Here is a 16,148-nt window from a genome sequence, read left to right as displayed (position 1 = left end):
GGATCTCATTGACAATGAGGCCAGCTGGTCGGATGGGCTGTATCGCCTCCACCACCTGCCGCCTGAAACGGTTATAACCCGGGAACTGGTCATGGGCTTCTGTCCCCCCGAAGACAGGGAGCGTGTCGAAAAAGCGATCGAAAAGGCAATCCTGCAAACCGGCCGTTATGACCTCGAGCACAGGGTCCTGCTGGCTGATGGCACGGTAAAGGTGATTCAGGCCGTTGGCCAGGTAGTCAAAAACGAAACGGGCCAACCGGTGCGGATGATCGGCATCTGCATGGACATCAGCGAGCGCAAGATCGCCGAAGAGCGGCTGCGCCAGAGTGAGCAACTGCTCGCCGAAGCCCAGCGCATCGCCCGAATCGGCAGCTATGACTGGAACATCGCCAGCGGCGAACTGCGCTGGTCGGACCAGATGTACCGCATCTTCGGCATGATCCCCGATGGCCGCCCGCTTCCTCTCCCAACCATTCTGGGTGCCGTCTCAGCTGCCGACCGGAAGGTTTTCAGGCAGGCTATCGAAACGGCGCTGCAAACAACAAAAAGAATCGACCACGTCTATTCGCTCACCCGTGCCGACGGCTCGAAACGGATGACCCATGCCCTGGGCCGGGTCTTCGATGATGAATCCGGCCGGCCGGTACGCATGGCCGGAACCTTTCAGGACATCACCGAGCGCTGGCAGGCCGACGAGCAATTGCGCCTGCTTTCGGAGGCGGTCAAGCAGAGCCCGGTCTGCATCGTCATCACCGACCCGGCCGCGCGGATCCAGTTCGTCAACCCCCGTTTTACCGAGCTCACCGGCTATCGCCCCGAAGAGGTCATCGGCCAAACCCCGAGCCTGCTCCGTTCCGGCTACACCCCCCAAGCGAGCTATCAGGAGTTGTGGCAGACCATCACCGCGAAAGAAAAATGGCGCGGTGAGTTTCGCAACAAGAAGAAAAACGGCGAATTTTACTGGGAGCAGGCCCTGATCGCCCCGATTTGCAACGATGCCGGGACGATTACCCATTTTATGTCCATCAAGGAAGATATCACCGAACGCAAGGCGGCCGAGGAGCAGATCCGCACCCTCTCGCTGGCGATCGAGCATAGCCCCGCCCTGGTCATGATAACGGACTCTTCCGGCAACGTGGAGTATGCCAATCCCAAATATTCGCGGGTGACCGGTTTTTCTCTGAACGAGCTGCGGGGCCGCAATATCGGCGAATTGGGGATACAGAATCCGGGCGCAAGGGAAAAGATGTGGCTTGCTCTGGCGGCGGCGGACGAGTGGCAGGGCGAGTTTCGCAACTGGAAAAAAAGCGGGGAGATTTTCTTTGAAGCCGCCGCGATCTCCCGGGTCAAAAATAAAGAGGGGATCACGACCCATCTGGTCAAGGTCTCGGAAGACATCACCGAGCGCCGGGCCCTCGAAAATCAGTTGCGGCATGTGCAGAAAATGGACGCCATTGGTCAGTTTTCTGCGGGGCTTGCGCACGATTTCAATAATCTGCTCACCGCAATCATCAGCTACGCCAGCATCCAGCACCTCAAGGCCGAAGAGGGGAGCACCCTCAAATCAGACCTGTCCGGTATTGTCGATGCCGCCAACCGCGGCAATAAACTGATTCAGGATCTGCTGGCTTTCAGTCGAAAACGCAGTCCCGAGTCAGGGCTCAAGGATTTGGCTGTTGTTGATTTGAATGCGCTGATCACCAGGGGCCGTGATTTGCTGCATCGGCTGATCGGTGCGGAGATCGAACTGATCCTGCAGCTCACGCCGCAGGAACTCCCCATCCGCGCCAACGAACACCATCTGGAGCAGGTTCTGATGAACCTTGTCTCCAACGCCAGCGATGCCATGTCGCGCCGTGGTCGATTGAGCCTGGCCACCGAAACGGTGACCCTGAACCAGCTCTTTTTGTCCCGGCATGGATTCGGCATCCTGGGCCGATACGCTCTCCTTTCGATTGCCGATTCGGGGTGCGGCATGGAGGCGAAGGTCGTCGGGCGAATTTTCGAGCCCTTTTTCACCACCAAGGAAGTAAACAGGGGAACCGGCCTGGGCCTGTCCATCACCTACGGCATCATCAAGCAGCACAAGGGGTTCATTACCTGCTACAGCCGGCCTGGGCGGGGCACCATCTTCCGCATCTTTCTCCCCCTGGATGAGGGCTCCAGGCCGGAGCCGGAGCCCGCCCTTGCCGACGTGCCTGCCGGGGGCCGGGAAACGATCCTGCTGGTCCAGGATGACGAGACCGCCCGAATCCTGGCCAGGTGCCGGCTGGAAGAGCTCGGCTACCAGATCATCGAGGCTGTCGACTGCGAAGAGGCGCTGCAGAAGTTCAGGGAACACCGGGCCCGCATCGGTTGTCTGCTCGTGGAGGCGTTTCTGCTGAAGCCGGCAGGCAATACGCTGCTTTCTGAACTGACGGCAATCGACCCCGATGCCAGGGTGGTCGTCTGCGGGAGTTATCCCGCCGAGGTGGCCCGGCAGAATGACCCGCTTCCCCCGGGAGTCGTTTTGCTGCCCAAACCCTTTTTTCCCAGCCAGCTGTTATCCACCCTCCGAGCGGTGCTGGACAGAGCCACCGGGGGAACTGACGGAAGCGGCAAGGCTGTCGCGAAAACAACGGAATAGCAGCATGGCGGGCTTTGTTGTGCGAGGTTATTTCTGATGATACTTGCTTGCGCGAGGGTGTCATGAAAATGCCGGGAATTTCTCCTGCGCCAGAGCTTTCGTGGCGTTGTTCAGCCCGTGAGCGGGGAGTGCTTTTGGCCCCCGGGCGAAGCGTTTGGTCGCGGTGTCTGCTGATTCTGGCAACCCTGCTGCTGTGGCATTACCCCATCGGGGCTTCAGCGCTTTTCGCGCTTGAGCAGGAGTCGAGCGAGGTTCTGGTGCTGCACTCTTATGACCCCGGCTATGAACCCACCCAGGAGGTTCAAAGAGGCATAGAAGAGGCGTTCAGGGCTTCGAATCGCCAGGTCGATGTCACGGTTGAATACCTGGATGCCCGGCGGTATGCCGACCTCTATTATCTCTCGCAGCTTGTCCCGGTGACGTATCATCACAAGTTCAAAGACCGGAGCTTCGACCTTGTTCTGGTGTCGGACAATGTGGCCCTGGACACCCTGCTCTCTTTGCGGCGGGATCTGTTCACGGAAACTCCCGTTGTCTTTTGCGGCATCAATGATTTTCATCCCGCCATGCTCGAAGGCGTTCGCAATATTACCGGGGTGGCGGAAAAACCGAGCTTTGGCGAAACCCTCCGCACCGCCCTGGAGCTGCACCCGAACACGCAGGAGATCATTGCTCTCGACTCTGTCCGCGATCTGACCGGGCAGATCAACCGGGAAGCGTTCATGGAGGTTGTCCCCGCATTCCAGCACCAGGTGCGTTTCAGCTTCTGGGAGGATCTTGTGGCCGAGGATCTCGAAGCGAAATTAAACGAGCTGCCCGAGACCAGCCTGGTTTTTCAAATGGCATTGATCCAGACGGAATCTGGAAAAACCCTGTCTTTAGCAGCCGTTGCCCGCTTGCTCAGAGAGGCCAGCCCGGTCCCCGTTTACAGCGCCTGGAACAGCTACCTCGGGAAGGGGATCGTCGGAGGGAAGCTGGTGGATTCCTACCGCCAGGGGCAGCTCGCAGCCGGCCTGGCTCTGCGGATTCTGGCCGGGGCGGCCGCGGAGACCCTGGCGGTTATTGACGAAGAGGCCAACCAGTTCAGGTTCGATTACCAGCAGCTGGAGAGGTTCGGGATTGCTCTTAAATCGCTGCCGCCGGGCAGCGAAGTGATCAATCTCCCCCCCGCGCATGTCACCCTGAGCCAGCAGCAGATCCTGCTGCTGGCTGCCGGAGGCGCGGCGCTGGTGATGGTTGTCTTGGTTCTGGCTGCGAACATTCTGGCCCGCAAGAAATCTGAAAAGGCGCTGGTCGCCAGCAACCGCAACCTCCAGACCCTCATCGATGCCGCCCCTGTCGCCATTGTCGCACTCGATGCCGAGCTTCAGGTCGCGACCTGGAACGGGACCGCCGAGACTATTTTCGGCTGGACGAAAGACGAGCTCAAGGGAGCAGCCTGCCCGTTGCTGCTGCAGAATGACGTGCCGAATGTCGAAAAAGTCACATCGAAAATGCTCAACGGGCAAGGCTGTGTCGGCAAAGAGGTTCGGCGCCGCAGAAAGGATGGCACCCTGCTCGACCTGAGCCTTTCGGCCGCCCCCCTGTTCAATCCGAAGGGGAGGCCGGCTGGCGTCATCGGTATTTATGAGGATATCACCGAGCGAAAACGGTCCGAAGAACGGATTCGCACCCTCTCCCTGGCGATCGAGCATAGCGCGGTTCTGATGATGATAACCGATCCCTCCGGTATCGTCGAATACGTCAACCCCAGCTATTCGCGGGTGACAGGTTTTGCCCCGGAAGAACTGGTGGGGCGCCATGTCGGCGAGATAGAGGGTCAAGACCCTGAAGCAAAAAAGGAGATGTGGCTTGCCCTTTCCGCGGGGGAGGACTGGAAAGGGGAGTTTCGCAACCGGAGAAGAAATGGCGAGGTGTTCTATGAATCCGCCTCCGTCTCCTCGTTGAGAGATGCGCAGGGAGCCATCAGCCACTTTGTGAAGGTCGCTGAAGACATCACCGAACGCCTGGCATTGGAGAACCATCTTCGCCATGCCCAGAAAATGGAGGGCATCGGCCAGTTGGCCGGGGGGGTTGCCCATGATTTCAACAACATTCTCACCGCCATCAAAGGTTACGCCAGTCTCCAGCACCTCAAGGCCGCAGAGGGCAGTTCCCTGAAGGCGGATCTGGCCGGTATAATCGCCGCCGCCAAACACGGAACCCGCCTGACCCGCGACCTGCTGGCCTTCAGCCGTAAACGCAGCCCCGGGCACCAGCTCAACAATCTGCAGGTCGTTGACCTGAATGCTGTCGTCACCCAGGCGGCCGAACTGCTGCAGCGGTTGCTCGGCGAAAAGATCGAACTGATCGTGCAGCTAGCCCCGGGGGAACTGCCTGTTTTGGTCAACACTGATAACCTGGGGCAGGTTTTGATGAATCTTGGCGCCAATGCCCGGGATGCCATGCCAAAGGGGGGTCAGTTGTCCCTTCGCAGCGAATCGGTGGCGCTGGATTCGCAGTTTGTCGCCCGCCACGGCTACGGCAGCCCGGGCCGATACGCCCTGCTTTCGGTTACTGATTCGGGTTGCGGCATGGACTCGAAGACTGTCGACCGGATTTTTGAGCCCTTTTTCACCACCAAGGAGGTTGGCCATGGTACCGGTCTGGGGCTGTCGATTACCTACGGGATTATCAAGCAACACAAAGGGTACATCGTTTGCAGTAGCGTCCTGGGGCTGGGGACGGTCTTCAGCATCTTTCTCCCCCTTGATCAGAAATGCAGCCAGGAGGCGGCGCCTGATCTTTCCGGGCGTCCTCAGGGGGGCCGGGAAGCCCTGCCGTCGGCTGCCAATGAGACGGTTTGACAAAGGTCTGCAGTAAGAAAATAGTATGGCGACGGCCCGGCAGGCGGGTTCGGTTCCGTCGGGAGCCAATCCCTTTTTCGCAACCCGATCCAGGCAACAGATAGTGAGGCACCGCAATAATGGGCAGAACGAATTCGGCAACGGTTATGCTGGTGGATGATGACCCCCTGGTGAGGGACAGCGCGGCACGGTTGTTAACCGAGGACGGTTTTACGGTTTTTCCCTGTGGCGACGGCCAGGAGGCTCTCGAACGGCTTCGGGATGTCTCCGTGGACGTGGTTTTGTCGGATATCAAGATGCCGGGCTTTTCCGGCATCGAACTCCTCGCGAAGATTCGAGTCTCAGACCCGGAACTGCCTGTGCTGTTAATGACCGGGTACGCCGATCTGGGGATGGCGGTTGCTTCCATCCAACAGGGGGTGTTCGATTTCATTCTCAAGCCTTACAACCCGCTCCAGTTGCTCCACTCGCTGGCGAAGGCGGTCGAGTTCAAACGATTGCGCCAGCTAGAAAAGAATTATCAGGTGGAGCTGGAACGCCGGATCATGGAGGTGACCCGTGATCTTCAGGGCACCCACGAGAAAATGCTGCAGGGAGAAAAAATGGCAACCATCGGTCAGTTGACGGCCGGAGTAGCCCACGAGATCAACAATCCTTTGGGGTTCATTGCCAGCAATCTGGGCACACTGGACAAATATGCCCAGCGTTTGCTTGGCTTCATCGGTTCACTGGAGAAAGAAATCGGTTCCTCCTGTTCTGCGGAAGTCCTTGAAGTTCTCGGCAGGGAGCGGCGCACGATCAAGCTGGATCTCATCAGGGAAGATATCGGCCCGCTGATTCATGAATCCCTGGAAGGGGCGGATCGGCTCAAAAAATTGATCCAGAGCATGAAGACCTTCTCCCGGGTGGATGATTCTGAATTCAAGCCGGCAGACATCAACGCAGGCATCGAAACCACCATCCATATCTGTTGGAATGAACTTAAATATGTGGCAACCCTGAAGAAGGAGTACGGTGAGCTTCCTCTGGCCAAGGTATATCCGCAGCAATTGAACCAGGTATTCATGAATCTGCTGGTCAACGCTGCCCATGCCATGGATAAGCCGGGGGAAATCACCATCCGTACCTGGTACGAAGAGGGATTTATTTTTGTATCGATAGCCGACACCGGATGCGGGATTCCGCAGGAAACCCTGGGCCGGATTTTCGAACCCTTTTTTACCACCAAGGTGTCGGGCAAGGGAACCGGTCTGGGGTTGAGCATCGTCAAGGATATCCTGTTAAAACACAATGGCGAAATTTCGGTGGAAACGGTTCCGGGAGAAGGCACGATCTTTACCATCAAGCTGCCCGTCGTCTAGCTGGCTGATGGCAAACTCAAACGAAGCGCACAGGGCGCAAGGGGATTTATGATTGCGAATCAGGAAACAGGAAACGGCAAAATCATTGTGGTGGATGACGATCCTCATGTGTTGAATAGCACGGTTCGGGTTCTCGAAGAGTTCGGTTTTGTCAGCTATCCCTTTAGCAATGGCCATGATGCCCTGAAGAGGTTCCAGTCCGAGCCTGTGGATGCCGTGCTGACCGATATCAGAATGCCTTCCATCACCGGCATAGAGCTGCTTGGCAGAATCCATGCGTTTGATTCGGAAACGCCGGTGATTCTGCTGACGGCCTACGCTGAAGTGGAGATAGCGATCTCGGCCATTAAGCAAGGCGCTTTTGATTTTATTCTCAAGCCCTACGAACCTCTGCAGCTGGTTAATTCCCTGAAAAATGCGATAAAGTTCAAGCAACTGACGCAGATCGAAAAGAATTACAAGGTTGAGCTTGAGCAGACCGTTGAGCAGCGGACCCAGCAACTGGGAATTGCCATGGGAAAGCTCGAGTGCATGAGCCGCGAGATCATCGAACGACTGGCTGCAGCGGCTGAGTTACGTGATGATGACACCGGTCGGCACAACAGTCGCATTGGCCAGTATGCCGGAGCCTTGGCCCGGGCGCTGCAGTTGCCGGAAGATTTTATCGAGACCGTCATCCTGGCGAGCGCCATGCACGATGTGGGGAAAATCGGAATTTCCGACCGCATTCTGCTCAAACCTGGGCGCCTTACCGCGGAAGAGTTCGAGCAGATCAAAACCCACCCCAGTATCGGCAAAGCGCTTCTCGAGGGTTCTTCACACACCCTGCTGCAGATGGCGGCCAGCATTGCCCATACGCACCATGAGCGCTGGGATGGCAGCGGTTATCCGCAAGGCCTCAAGGGGGAGGAGATTCCGATGGAGGGGCGGATCGTCATGCTCGCCGACCAGTATGATGCGCTGCGCAGCAAGAGGGTTTACAAGCCCGCCTTTGATCATGCGACAACCTGTCGGATCATCATCGAAGGGGATGGGCGAACCCTGCCGGAACACTTTGACCCCAGGGTGCTGTCAGCCTTTCAGCAAGCGGCCCCGCTACTCGACGAGATTTTCAACACCCTGCAGGATAAGGGGGGATCTAACCCTTAACGGGAACCTCTCGGATCATGGGGGGCGGATCGCTACAGGCTTTGTGCGACATTGAGACCAGTAGTGATTAAAAAGGGGTCGGCGAATAAACGCCGGCCCCTTGAATTTTATGGTCGAGCGGATGAGGATCAAACTAACGACCTACGCATTGCGAACGCATCGCTCTCCCGGCTGAGCTACCGCCCCTTAAAGGAAGAATGCCATAATCAAGCCCGCCGGGTTTGTCAAATGAACGGTTCGAGCGAGGCTTTGAGCGGCAGGTGAATGGTGAAGACGGCGCCATCCTGGTCATTTTGAATTTCGATGGATCCCCGGTGCTGCTGAATGATGCGCTGAGAAATGGACAGGCCGAGGCCGGTTCCCTGGGCCTTGGTGGTGTAGAAGGGGGTGAATATTTCTTTCAGCACCGCGTTCGGGATTCCCCCTCCGGTGTCTTTGATCTCGATGGCGATGGCGTCCTTGCCCCGCTGCGAGGAGGGATAGGCCCGGATGGTGAGGGTGCCGCCGTCTGTCATGACGTGGCGGGCGTTGTCGATCAGGTTGATGAGGACCTGCAGGAGTTTCTGTGAGTCCCCCTGAAACGGGGAGAGGGCATTGCTGATATCGAGAACGACCTCGATATGGGCGGTTTTAAGGGCGTCCTCTTCGAGGGTGAGGGCTTGTTCAATGACTTTATCGGCCTGGCATTCACCGAAACAGAGCAGTTGCTTTTTGGAAAAAGCGAGGATTTCGGAGAGAATCTGTTCCATGCGGCGGGTTTCGCGGGCGATGATGTCGCAGTATTCCGCTTCTTTGGAGCCGGGGCTGACCAGGCGAGACAGCCGCTGGGCAAAGCCGCCGATCGGCACGAGAGGGGTTTTCAGCTCGTGGGCGATCGAGGCGGCCAACTCGCCGAGCGCGGCCAGTTTTTCTCCGTGAATCAGGCGTTCCTGGGTTTCCCGCAGGTCGCGGTTGACGGTTTCGAGGCGTTGCAGCAGCAGCGAATTTTCCATGGCGCTGCTGGCCTGGTGTGCGAACAGTTCGAGAAAGCGCAAGCGGTCGAGGCCGATGGCCCTGCGGGTTGTGCAGCTGTCGACCACCAGCACCCCGAGCGGGCGATCCTTGCCGCGCAGGGGGGCGCAGGCATAGGGGCCGAGCTGGAGCTCTTCGGCCATGGCGGCGCCCGATGGCGGTTCGTCTCCCGGCTTGGAGACAAAAATCACCCGCCCCTTGAGAACCGCACGGGCGAGGGCGTTGTCATCGGCGTCCAGCGGCAGCCGCTGGCGCATGACCTGCTGGCAGAAGGGCAGCTGGCGCAGGGCCTCGCGGATATCCGCATCGACTCTTGGTTGTTCCCATGCCACCCGGTCGTCGAGTGAGGAGAAAATCAGGGCGGCCCCTTCCTGGCTGACGCCCAGCATCCCCTGCAGTATTCCGCTGCGTTCGTTGATGGTGAAGAGCATGGCCCGCTCGAATCCGCCGCCGGCCGGAACCGTGGCCGCGGAAAGGATCAGGTGCATCAGTTCGTTGAGGTTCAGGGTGCTGTGGATGGCCCGGAAGCTGCGGTAGAGCAGGGACAGTTCGCGAAACTTGAGATCGTTTTCGGCAGAAAGGGTTTCCAGCCGTTCGAGGGTCGATACCCGATCCAGGGCGTGGGCGATCTGCGAACCGACCGAGGTGTAGAATTCCTTGGTTGCGTCTTTACTGGCAAAGGGCCTTTCGGCCATTTCCCGGCTGAAAAACAGGGTCAGGGTACCCATGGCGTGCTGTTGAAAAAACAGCGGGATGACGACCATTTGCGAAGGGAAATTTTCTTCGCTTCGGGCCAGGTCGGACGAGTACAGTGGGCTGGTCCGGTTGAGGGCCCGGGGGGACTGCTCCTCCTCCAGTTGCTGCAGCAGGCTGCGATGTTTGCGTACGGCGTTATCGAGGCGCAGGTAGCTGCTGCCCATGACGGTGCCGCCGATCAGCGGGCGCAGGATGACGCAGGCGGCTTGAGAATGGCGGTGGATGCTCTTGGCGGCGGTGGATAAAAGTTCTTTGAGCTGGTGGGCCTGGGTCAGCTGGCGGCCGAGGTCGGAAAGGAAGGCGAACTGCTCCATCCGCCAGCTGTCCTCGACATGGATGGCGGCGTTGCGGGCCAGAAAGGCCAGCTCTTCACCGATGGAGGTCAGGCATTCGAGCTCCTGGGGTGAAACCGGCTGCTTGCCGGCAGTGGAGACGGCGAGCAGCCCGTAGTCCTGTTTGCAGCAGAAAACCGGGACATACAGGGTGCCCTGGTGGTATTCGGGGTGACGACGGAGCAGCGCCCCCCCGCCGGGAAAGCTTTTGGCGGAGATGGCGCACGGGGTAAGGAGCTCATCGCCGGAAGCGGCAATGGAAAGGACCAGCAGGTCGCCGTCGCGGCCGAGCAGGAAGAGGGTACAATCTTCCATCGGAAACAACTGTGACACCAGCCGAAGGATATCCTTCAGGGCCCGGGGGTAGTCGTGAACTGCGCAGTTGGCAATCCGGACAATTCTGTGGAGAAGTTCGAAGCAATCGACCTTCATGACCTTCCTTGTGTCTCCCCCCCGGATGTCCTGCGGAAATTTTCGCTGGATCAGCCGATACGTTCCTGGCGCTCCTGTTCGGTTTTGCAGTCGATGCAGAGGGTGGTCACCGGACGGGCGCGGAGCCTGGCTTCGCCGATCTCTTCGCTGCAGCTTTCGCAGATGCCGAATTCCCCGTCATCGATGCGTTCGAGGGCTTCCTGGATTTTTCCGATGAGCTTGCGCTCACGGTCGCGGATGCGCAGTTCGAAGTTGCGGTCCGATTCCAGGGAGGCGCGGTCGGTGGGGTCGGGGAAGTTGGTTTTTTCGTCGGTCATCTCCGATACGGTCTTGCCGGCTTCCCGCAGCAGGCTGTCAATCTGGGATTGTAATAGTTGCCGGAAGTCTTCGAGTTTCTCCTTGTTCATGCACGGCTCCCTTGAATTTTGAGTATCCCCGCATATTAAATTAATTTGTTAATAAAGTCAACAAAGATGGGGTCTTGAGGACCCCTTCTGTCAGGAATTGCCGCTGAACTGGATGTAGAGGATAAAGGCCAGCAGGGCTACCGCCAGCCAGCAGGAGACAATGTCGGTGCTTTTGACCGGCGGCGCCTCAGCCATCTTGCGGGTGTCGTCGCTGATCGCGGCCGCGGGAACCCGCTGCAGCAGGGCGCGGACCAGTCCGGGGAAATCGGCATAGGCGTTGGACAGGATGACGAATTCGTCATCTACGCACAGGGTCAGGAAAACCCGTTTGCGCACCATTACCGTTTCTACCGCGGTCATTTCGGCAAAGGCCAGGTGTTTCTGGCGCAGAAATTTGTATACTGTGAGTCCTTCGGCGGTGATCACCGCCCGCCGAAAGGCGCTTTCGATGAAAAAGCCGATGACCGGCAGGAGGATGAAGGCAAGGATGAGCGCCTTGGCGATCGGCTGGCCCTGAACGATGCAGGTGACCAGCAGGGCCAGTGACAGCAGCAGGAGCAGCCCCAGGGGGATCAGAAAGGTTCTGCGGATGGCGAAAGTTTCTTCTTGCGGCACGATGGTATTCTCCTGGTCGCCCGGGGCGACATGCGGTTATTGGGTGCGGACAAACGACCCGCTTTTGCCGCCGTGTTTTTCCATCAGCCGGATGTCGCCGATGACCATCGCCTTGTCCATCGCCTTGCACATGTCGTAGATGGTCAGGGCGGCAGCGGAAACGGCGGTGAGTGCCTCCATTTCGACCCCGGTCTGGCCGGCGACCTTGACGGTCGCCTCGATCTCGACCCGGCCCTGGCCGGGGTGGGGAAAGAACTCGATGGCCGCCGAGGTCAGCAGCAGCGGATGGCAGAGGGGAATCAGTTCGGGGGTTTTCTTGGCCGCCAGTATGCCGGCGATGCGGGCCACGGCGAAGACGTCCCCTTTTTTCACGCCGCGGTCGAGAATGCGGCTGAGGGTCGCCTCTTCCATGCGAACCTCGCCCCTGGCCACGGCAATGCGATGGGTCGGATTTTTTTCACCGACCTCGACCATGATGGCTTTGCCCTCGTCGTCGAAATGGGTGAGATCGTTTTCAGTCAAGTGAGCCTCCTGATAATCACTAATTACGGCCTTACTCAAACAGTCCTTCCAGCGCCTCTTCGGCGCGGCGGACTCCGATCAGTTCTATGCCCTTGGGCGCCTCCAGGTTTTTCAGGTTGCCGGCCGGCAGCAGGCAGCGGTCGAAGCCGAGCCGGGCCGCTTCCTTGATCCGCAGCTCCGGGCGGGAGACGGCCCGCACCTCGCCGGCCAGGCCGACTTCGCCGAACAGGATGGTGCGCGGGGGGATCGGCTTGTTCAGGTGGCTGGAGGCCAGCGCCGCCATCACCCCGAGGTCGACGGCCGGCTCGTCGAGGCGTACCCCGCCGGCCACGTTGAGAAAGATATCCTGGGCCAGCAGCGACAGGCCGACCTTCTTTTCCAGTACCGCCACCAGCAGCGAGACCCGGTTGTGGTCGATCCCCATGGTGGTCCGGCGCGGCGTGCCGAAAGCAGAACCCGAGACCAGCGCCTGCAGTTCGACCAGGATCGGCCGGCTCCCTTCCAGGGAGGGGACCACGGCGCTGCCGGCGGCCCCTTCGGGGCGCTCGGCGAGAAAGAGCTCCGAGGGGTTGGAGACTTCGGACAGTCCCGCCTCGTTCATCTCGAACACCCCGATTTCGTTGGTCGAGCCAAAGCGGTTCTTGACCGCCCGCAGGATGCGGTAGGGATGGCCGGGCTCGCCTTCGAAATAGAGCACCGTGTCAACCATATGTTCAAGCATGCGGGGCCCGGCGATGGAGCCGTCTTTAGTGACGTGGCCGACGATAAAGGTGGGGATGTTGTCCCCTTTGGCCACCTGCATCAGGCGGCCGGCGCATTCGCGCACCTGGCTGACGCTTCCGGGGGCCGATTCAAGGGCGCCGGTGTAGATGGTCTGGATCGAGTCGATGACCAGAAACGCCGGCTTGAGTTCGCGGACCCGCTCCTGGATCGTTTCCAGGGACGTTTCCGCCAGCAGAAAAAGGTCGCGGGCACGCGCGCCGAGCCGTTCGCCGCGCAGTTTGACCTGGCGGGTCGATTCTTCGGCGGTCACATACAGGGCCGGGCCGACTTCGGCCAGGCGATCGATGGCCTGCAGCAGCAGGGTCGATTTGCCGATACCGGGATCGCCGCCGATCAGGGTGAACGAACCGGGGACCACGCCGCCGCCGAGCACTCGGTCGAGTTCGCCGATGCCGCAGCGGATGCGGTCTTCCTCGGTGCTCTGCACTTCGGCCAAGCGTTGGGGAGGAAGGCCGCTGGCTGCAGTCAGCAGCTTGCCCTTGCCCTTGGTAATGACCAGGGTTTCTTCGGTCAGGGTGTTCCACTGCTGGCAATCGGGGCATTTGCCCAGCCATTTGGGGCTCTGGTAGCCGCATTGCTGGCAGGTGTAGATAGTCTTCTGTTTCACCCGGACTCCTTCCAATCTTGCAAAATCCGTTCATCTTAGGCAAATATACCGGAGTGTGTCAATCATCAAGCAAGGGGTCGGACCCTGGAGGATTCCATGATTTTTCCCACCGCCTTTGCAGTGACCCTGCTGGCGCTGGTTGCCTTCGCCGCTTTTGGACGCAGTCAGGCCCGGGGGGCGGCTGATTTTGCCGTCGCCAGCCGCCAGGCGGGCAGCTGGCCGGTGGCCGGAGCGATCATGGGGACCCTGGTCGGCGGCGCTTCTACCATCGGCACCGCCCAGCTGGCGTTTCTCTACGGGCTGTCCGCCTGGTGGTTCACCCTCGGTGCCGGGCTGGCCTGCCTGCTGCTGGCCCTGCTGGTGGCCGGGCCGCTGCGCCGCGCCGAGGTGGAGACCATCCCCCAGTTTCTGCATCGCTATTATGGCGGCCGGGCGCAGGCCGTGGCCAGCGGATTTTCCGCCCTCGGCATGTTCATCCACATCGTCGCCCAGCTGCTGGCGGCCGGCGCCATCCTCTCCAGCCTGTTCGGCTGCAGCCCGCTGACCTCGGCCGGGATGGCGGTGGCGCTGGTGGCGGCGGTGACTCTCGGCGGCGGCATGCGCGCGGCGGGCGCCACCGGGCTGGCCAAGCTGCTGCTGCTCTACCTGATGATGGCCGGGTCGGGCCTGCTGGCCTGGCAGCTGGCCGGCGGCTGGCCAGGGCTGCGGACGTCTTTTGCCGACGGCCCCTGGTTCAGCCTGTTCGGTTACGGGGTTCGCGAGGGGGTGTCCGACCTGGTGTCGATGCTGGTCGGAGTGCTTTCCACCCAGATCTATCTGCAGGCGATCTTTTCCGCCCGCAGCGTCCGCGAGGCCCGCCGGGGGGCTTTGCTCAGCGCCGTGCTGATCCCGCCGCTCGGTCTCTTCGGCATCCTGGTCGGGCTCTACATGCGGCAGGCCCATCCCGGGATGGACAGCGTTTTGGCCCTGCCCGATTTTTTTCGCCACTACCTGCCGCCGCCGTTGGCCGGCGTCGGTTTCGCCACCCTGCTCTTTGCCGCGATCGGCACCGCGGCCGGACTGACCCTCGGGGTCGGCACCACTCTGCAGGTCGATCTGGTCGGACGCCTGGTCCGCACGGACAATCGCCTGCGCCAGCTGCGGCTGCTCAGCCTGGCGGTGCTGGTGGCCGCCCTGCTGTTGCTGGCCGCCAATCTTGGTTCGGCGATCATGCAGTGGAGCTTCCTGTCCATGGGGCTGCGCGGCGCCACCCTCTGCTTCCCCCTGTTGGCGGCGGTATTCTTCGGATCCCGGGTTGCTCCCCGTGGCGGGGCCCTGGCGGTGCTGCTCGCTCCGGTCTGTGTCCTTGCGGCCGGCCTGGCGGGCTGGGACAGCCTCCCTCCGCTCTATCTCGGCCTCGCCGTTTCTCTGCTGGCCCTGCTTGGCGGCCGGGTCATTCGCACCTGAAGCGAGGTCGGCCCTTTCCCCGGTTGATTCTGCCGCTCCCCCTGATTGACTTCGCTTTTCCGGCTGTTAGAACTGCATGTAGCAGGTGCGGCTGTCTGCGCGGTGCCGTGCGGAGCGCCTTTTTGTTTATTCGGGCTGCCGATCTTAGCTCTATCGCAGGACGGGAGGTGGAGGTCATGGCTGACAACCCAGGTTTCATCCGTTGGCTCGCTCAGCTCAGCAACCGTGATGTCCCCCTGGTCGGCGGCAAGAACGCCTCGCTGGGGGAGATGGTCGGCAGCCTCGAGGCCGAGGGGATTCGTGTCCCCGACGGCTTCGCCACTACCGCCGATGCCTACCGGCGGTTTCTGACCGGCAATGGCCTGGACGGAAAAATTCGCGAGCTGATCCGCGCCTTTCAGCAGGAAGGTGCCACCCTGGCGGTGACCGGCGATGCGATCCGCCGGCTGATCAGGCGGGGGCGCTGGCCCGAGGAGATCGCCGGCGAGATTGTCGCCGCCTACCGCGAATTGGCACGCCGCTGCGGCCGGGACGAGGTCGATGTGGCGGTGCGCAGCAGCGCCACCGCCGAGGATCTGCCGGAGGCCAGCTTCGCCGGTCAGCAGGAGACCTTCCTCAACATCACCGGCGAGGATGAGCTGCTTGAGGCCTGCCGCAAATGCTACGCCTCGCTCTTTACCGACCGCGCCATCAGCTACCGCGAGCATCACGGCTTCGACCACTTGCAGGTGGCGCTGTCGGTGGGGGTGCAGAAGATGGTCCGCTCCGACCTGGCCGGGGCCGGGGTGATGTTCTCCATCGACACCGAAACCGGCTTTCCCGAGGTGGTGGTCATCGACGCCGCCTGGGGGCTGGGCGAGAACGTGGTGCAGGGGGCGGTCAACCCCGACAGCTTCACGGTCTTCAAGCCGCTGCTTGGCTGGCCCGGACTGCGCCCGATTTTGCACAAGCGGCTGGGGACGAAGGAAAAGAAGATGGTTTATGGCCGCGGCGGCAGCCACGCCACCCGCAACACTGACACCACCGCGCACGAGCGCCACGCCTTTGTGCTCTCCGACGACGAGGTGCTGCAGCTGGCCCGCTGGGCGACCGCCATCGAGCGCCACTACGACAAGCCGATGGACATGGAATGGGCCAAGGACGGCGAAACCGGCGAACTGTACATCGTCCAGGCCCGCCCGGAGACGGTGCAGTCGCGGCGCGAGGCCGGGGTGCTCAAGAGCTATCGCCTGCAGGAGGCGGGGACGGTGCTGCT

Annotated in this window: 11 protein-coding genes; 6 read left to right on the top strand and 5 right to left on the bottom strand. The window is 60.7% G+C overall.

Annotated features, from left to right (window positions below):
* From ABYV89_RS06515 to ABYV89_RS06500, 4 genes are all read left to right on the top strand, one after another.
* The coding region (locus ABYV89_RS06515; protein ID WP_432822136.1) for a PAS domain S-box protein at nt 1–2,626 on the top strand (2,626 nt) is incomplete at its 5' end.
* Between the two features lie 134 nt (nt 2,627–2,760).
* Nucleotides 2,761–5,472 carry a PAS domain S-box protein gene (locus ABYV89_RS06510; protein ID WP_432822135.1) on the top strand — a complete coding sequence of 904 codons (2,712 nt, stop codon included), beginning with the start codon at nt 2,761–2,763 and terminating at the stop codon, nt 5,470–5,472.
* A 119-nt stretch (nt 5,473–5,591) separates the two neighbouring features.
* The gene (locus tag ABYV89_RS06505; RefSeq protein ID WP_432822134.1) at nt 5,592–6,833 is read left to right on the top strand and encodes a sensor histidine kinase; all 1,242 of its coding nucleotides are present in this window, start codon (nt 5,592–5,594) and stop codon (nt 6,831–6,833) included.
* Between the two features lie 48 nt (nt 6,834–6,881).
* A complete protein-coding gene (locus tag ABYV89_RS06500) occupies nt 6,882–7,982 on the top strand; it encodes an HD domain-containing phosphohydrolase (protein WP_432822133.1) in 1,101 nt (366 codons plus the stop codon).
* A 224-nt stretch (nt 7,983–8,206) separates the two neighbouring features.
* Here ABYV89_RS06500 and ABYV89_RS06495 read toward each other — a convergent pair whose 3' ends face one another.
* The 5 genes from ABYV89_RS06495 to radA all read right to left on the bottom strand — a co-directional run bounded on the left by ABYV89_RS06495 (nt 8,207) and on the right by radA (nt 13,447).
* Nucleotides 8,207–10,513, bottom strand: coding sequence for a GAF domain-containing sensor histidine kinase (locus tag ABYV89_RS06495; protein ID WP_432822132.1), 2,307 nt, complete (start codon nt 10,511–10,513; stop codon nt 8,207–8,209).
* 50 nt (nt 10,514–10,563) lie between these two features.
* Nucleotides 10,564–10,920 carry an RNA polymerase-binding protein DksA gene (gene dksA / locus ABYV89_RS06490; RefSeq protein ID WP_432822131.1) on the bottom strand — a complete coding sequence of 119 codons (357 nt, stop codon included), beginning with the start codon at nt 10,918–10,920 and terminating at the stop codon, nt 10,564–10,566.
* A 90-nt stretch (nt 10,921–11,010) separates the two neighbouring features.
* Entirely contained in the window at nt 11,011–11,535 is a 525-nt protein-coding gene (locus tag ABYV89_RS06485) for a hypothetical protein (protein ID WP_432822130.1), read from the bottom strand.
* 36 nt (nt 11,536–11,571) lie between these two features.
* The gene (gene moaC, locus ABYV89_RS06480) at nt 11,572–12,057 is read right to left on the bottom strand and encodes a cyclic pyranopterin monophosphate synthase MoaC (RefSeq protein ID WP_432822129.1); all 486 of its coding nucleotides are present in this window, start codon (nt 12,055–12,057) and stop codon (nt 11,572–11,574) included.
* Nucleotides 12,058–12,088: 31 nt separating this feature from the next.
* A complete protein-coding gene (radA, locus tag ABYV89_RS06475) occupies nt 12,089–13,447 on the bottom strand; it encodes a DNA repair protein RadA (RefSeq protein WP_432822128.1) in 1,359 nt (452 codons plus the stop codon).
* A 96-nt stretch (nt 13,448–13,543) separates the two neighbouring features.
* Between radA and ABYV89_RS06470 the strand changes: the two genes are divergently transcribed.
* On the top strand, nt 13,544–14,893 hold the full coding sequence (locus ABYV89_RS06470) for a sodium:solute symporter family protein (RefSeq protein ID WP_432822127.1): 1,350 nt from the start codon (nt 13,544–13,546) through the stop codon (nt 14,891–14,893).
* A gap of 176 nt (nt 14,894–15,069) precedes the next feature.
* Nucleotides 15,070–16,148, top strand: a 1,079-nt coding sequence (locus ABYV89_RS06465) for a PEP/pyruvate-binding domain-containing protein (RefSeq protein ID WP_432822126.1), incomplete at its 3' end; no start/stop codon positions are given.

Source organism: Trichloromonas sp. (genome assembly GCF_041583255.1).
GTDB lineage: Bacteria > Desulfobacterota > Desulfuromonadia > Desulfuromonadales > Trichloromonadaceae > Trichloromonas.
Note: the sequence above shows the minus strand (reverse complement) of the source record. Positions and strands in the feature narration are given on the sequence as shown.

What these genes read in the sequence shown, in the direction of transcription:
- ABYV89_RS06500 (WP_432822133.1), top strand. Translation starts at nt 6,882, where the DNA reads ATGATTGCGAATCAGGAAACAGGAAACGGCAAAATCATTGTGGTGGAT.
- ABYV89_RS06470 (WP_432822127.1), top strand. Translation starts at nt 13,544, where the DNA reads ATGATTTTTCCCACCGCCTTTGCAGTGACCCTGCTGGCGCTGGTTGCC.
- ABYV89_RS06495 (WP_432822132.1), bottom strand. Translation starts at nt 10,513, where the DNA reads ATGAAGGTCGATTGCTTCGAACTTCTCCACAGAATTGTCCGGATTGCC.
- dksA (WP_432822131.1), bottom strand. Translation starts at nt 10,920, where the DNA reads ATGAACAAGGAGAAACTCGAAGACTTCCGGCAACTATTACAATCCCAG.
- ABYV89_RS06505 (WP_432822134.1), top strand. Translation starts at nt 5,592, where the DNA reads ATGGGCAGAACGAATTCGGCAACGGTTATGCTGGTGGATGATGACCCC.